The organism is Paramuribaculum intestinale (assembly GCF_003024925.1).
Taxonomy (GTDB): Bacteria; Bacteroidota; Bacteroidia; order Bacteroidales; family Muribaculaceae; genus Paramuribaculum; species Paramuribaculum intestinale.
Map to the genome: position 1 here is coordinate 1 of NZ_PUED01000206.1, position 3,838 is coordinate 3,838.

A 3,838-nucleotide genomic window follows, 5' to 3' on the forward strand; every position below is an offset into this window, starting at 1 on the left:
TTTTTTTTTTTGGGGGTGGTCTCCGACCACTCCCTGGTCCGCCCTCTCCCCCTCCGCCCGGGGTTTAACAAAAATTAATTGTAGCTTTTTTTGAACAAAACCACCCGAACTATTAAAAATTGTAAGCAAAAAAGCCATTAAACCGACGAAACTTTCAGTTTGTAACTTATTTTTAGAAATCGCAACGAAAAACTATGTTTAACAACATGGTTTTCATTGCTGTATAATATTGAAAAATTATCATACCTTTGCAGTGCAAGAACAAGAACTACAGCAACAACTTTTTCATACAAGCTAATATTTCATTCAGATAAAATCCACTGACGTTAAGTACTATGTGTAAATGACAATGGGCTGACCGGGAGGTCAGCCCATTGTCATATTCATGCTCCTGGGGAGGTCAGTTTTTGAGCAGACGGTCGATGTCGGCGTCGATGCCCGTAGAGCGCGTGTAGTCCCACAGCGTGATCGACCGCAGCTGATAGTAGTAATACCAGTAGCGGTAAAGTTCGTTGACATAGGCCTGGCGCTCCTGATCCTTCTTCACCTGCGAGTCGTTGAGATCGAGCGTGGAGATGCGGCCTATCATGAAAGTGGCCACATTGGTGTCGTAGCGGCGCTGCGCTATCTCGGAGGCCTTGTCGGCTATGGCGAGCTGCTGCTGCTGGTTGCAGAACCGTTCCACGAGTATGAACAGATCCTGATTGAAGTTCATCGTTTCCTGACGCAGGCGGCTCTCCGTCACCTGACGGTTGCTCTCGGCCACCTTCACCTGTCCGCGGCGTTTGCCCCAGTCTATGAGCGGTATGCTCAGGCCTATCTCCACCACCTGGTTGTCCTTGAGGCGACGGTAGGCGTCCGAAACGCGGTGGTCGGTGCCGGTATAGCCTATCTGCGCGAAGAGCGATATCTGGCGCAGATTGCCCTTGGCCTTGGCCACCTCATAGTCGGCTTCGAGCTGCCGGCGGCGCAGGTTGCGCACAAACTTGTTGTTGGCCAGAGCCTTTTCGAGAGCGTCGGCATAGGTCACCTCCACCACCGGGATACCCGTCGGTATCTCCGGCTCTATCTCCACCGTAGGCTCCAGATTGAGAAACGACCGCAGGGTGAACATGTTGCTCTTCAGCTCCGACTCGCAGTCGGTCATGTCGGAGCGGGCGTTGAGCAGGTTCAGCTCCATCTGCAGCAGGTCGTTCTCGCTGATCTGACCCATTTGCCGCTTCTCGCGCGCCACTTCGTAGAGCTTGGCGGCGTTGGCGTGGTTCTGGCGGGCTATCTCGAGGTTTTCCTTGGCCATGAGCAGGTTGAAATAGTAGTTGATGGCCGACATGGCCACCGTCTCGGTAGCCGTCAGAAACGCCGCCTTGGCCTCGGCGTAGCGCACCGGCTCTATGCGGCGGTCCCACTTGACAGTGTTGACGCCGAATATCGGCTGCGACAGCGTCAGCGCCACCGGTATGGTCATGAACCGGTTGTAGGGATCACCCTCCAGTTCGCGGAGCCAGTCGAGCGAGGTGTTGACCGACAGCTGCGCGCCGGTGAGCCACACGTTCTGCGTGATCGACAGGCCGCCGTTCATCTGCAGGAAGTTGTTGCGCACGAACGAGTAGGTGCCGTCGGCGTTCATATACGACGAATACTGCTTGTGGTAGGAGGGCACGGTGGCCGTCAGGTTCACCTCCGGGAGCAGTTCGGCCCGGTAGGTGCGGTATTGCCAGTAGGCCGAGCGCAGCTCGTCGAGCGCCACGGCCGCATTGACGCTGTGGGTGCGTGCGCGGGCTATGGCGTCGTCGAGCGTCAGCCTGACGGTGTCGGTGGCGGCGCTCTGGGCGGCCACGGTCATTGCCGTGGCCGTACTGGCTGCCAGAAGGGCGATTCTCAGTGTTGATCGCATAGGATTCGGGGATATAAAAAATCAGGTTCGGAAATTTGTCGCGGTCAGCGTCGTTCACTCGTCGGCCAGGGCGCGGGCCGGCTCGATGCGCGTGGCCTTGTAGGCCGGAAACCAGATGCCGCCTGCCACCATCAGAGCCATCAGAGCGGCGGTAGCTCCCGCCGTCAGCGCGAAGCGTCCGGGGCTGAAGTAGCCCTGCGCGCCATACACGGTGTTCAGCTCATAGTGGCAGAGCTGCCAGTCGATCAGCAGAGCCGGGATGGTCGCCACGGCGAGCATCAGAAGGCCTTCGCTGATCAGGCGGCCAAACACCGACCGGTCGGTGGCGCCGTTGACCTTGCGTATGGCTATCTCCGGGGTGCGCTGTTGGGTGCGGAACCAGAATGTGCCCATCAGACCCAGAAACACGCTTACCAGCATGAACACCATCACCGCCACGTATTTGCGTATCGTCACCAGATTGTCGCTGTCGGCCGTGTCGCGTATCTGCGAGTAGGGCTTGATGTCCGAAATGTAGGTGTTGCCGCGGCGGTAGAGCCGTTCGCGGTCGGCGTTGAAGCTGTCGGGAAAGCGGCTTTCGGCTTCGGGCTTCACCCTGATGTTGATCTTGTAGTTGGGCCGTGGTTCAAGCTGATCCATGTCGATCGGCTCGAAATAGCTGATAAAGTATTCGGATTCGATATTGGTGCGTTTCACCGGCTTGAGCAGTCCGCCTATGGTTATCGTCATCGAGGTGTCGCGCGGATTTTTCACGCGTCGGTTCAGCAGATCGGTGGAGCTGAGGTGGCCGCTGACATGGGGCGAACTCTTGTCAAACTCGGTCATCAGCGGCTTCCCCTGACGCAGTGCCTCCTCAAGCTGCCCGATGGTGAACCCTCCGGCCGGCTGGAAGCCTATGGTACGCAGATGCTCGGGAGTGATCTGGCGGTAGTAGATCGAGATCTCCGTGGTGTCATCGGCTACGTTGAGCCCCATTCCGTAGAAATTCTGGAAATATGGCTCGGCGTTTGCCGACAGGCTGACCTCCTCCACGTCGGGCCGCTGGCGTATCGCCTCGATGATCGAGAGCAGATCGGCGCGGTTGCGCTCGGTGGTCGCCTCGCCGTAGTCGGTATAGCGGCGGCTCCCCTCCGGCAGATAGCGGAATTCGGCCATATACGTGTGTGAGGTGTCGAAGCCGGTCGGTTCGAGGCGTGTGGCCACATGCACGTAGAGATAGTCGTTGATATACCACACGATCGCGCTGACTATGATCATCTCCACTATCAGCCACACGTTGGCGCGCCACTCGTTGAGTGTCTGTCGTAAAAGTTTGCGTTTCATGTCATTTGTTTTGATTGATGGCCTCCACCGGGTTGATGCGCGAGGCGCGCAGGGCGGGCACTCCGGTGCTGATGAGATTGAGTATGAAGCAGAAGAGCAGTGCGTAGGCTCCGAGCGTCCAGTCAAACAGCGCTCCTGCCGATAGGGTCGACGGCATGGCGTAGTGTGTCCACCGGCCGGTGGAGTAGATGGCATCGAAAAGCAGCGCTCCGAACCCTATGCACAGCAGCAGCCCGAGCAGGCCTCCGGCCAGGGTGATCACGAAGTTCTCTGCCAGGATGTCGGCTACGATGCGGCCGCGGGTGCAGCCGAAGGCACGGCGTATGCCTATCTCGCTGACTCTGCGGCGCAGGCGGCTGCGGGTCATGGAGCTGAGGTTGATGGCCGGTATCAGCAGCAGTATGCCGAACAGCATCCAGCGCATGTGGCGACCTTTGTTGACGTCGGGGAGCGTCACAGGGTATTCATCGGCTTTGTGATGCTCGTGGTCGTAAGGCGCTCCGGCAAGAGAGAGCGTGCAGCTGTCGGCGGCCAGACGGGTGTTGATGACGGCCAGGCGGCGGTTGACTTCGGCCTTCACGGCCTCGTCACGCCCCGGACGGGGCACTATCAGCGTGCGCA

At 58.3% G+C, this 3,838-nt stretch carries 3 protein-coding genes; all 3 read right to left on the reverse strand.

The features are described 5' to 3' along the window. Positions 1-400 precede the first annotated feature (400 nt). Positions 401-1,843 (reverse strand): TolC family protein, encoded by a 1,443-nt coding sequence (locus C5O24_RS11595; RefSeq protein WP_161953450.1) that lies wholly within the window; start codon positions 1,841-1,843, stop codon positions 401-403. A 105-nt stretch (positions 1,844-1,948) separates the two neighbouring features. Continuing rightward, positions 1,949-3,217, reverse strand: coding sequence for an ABC transporter permease (locus C5O24_RS11600; protein ID WP_107681867.1), 1,269 nt, complete (start codon positions 3,215-3,217; stop codon positions 1,949-1,951). 1 nt (position 3,218) lies between these two features. Next, positions 3,219-3,838, reverse strand: a 620-nt coding sequence (locus C5O24_RS11605) for an ABC transporter permease (RefSeq protein WP_133165559.1), incomplete at its 5' end; no start/stop codon positions are given.

Coding starts and splice junctions, on each gene's coding strand:
- C5O24_RS11595 (WP_161953450.1), bottom strand. CDS start 1,843: ATGACCGTGGCCGCCCAGAGCGCCGCCACCGACACCGTCAGGCTGACG.
- C5O24_RS11600 (WP_107681867.1), bottom strand. CDS start 3,217: ATGAAACGCAAACTTTTACGACAGACACTCAACGAGTGGCGCGCCAAC.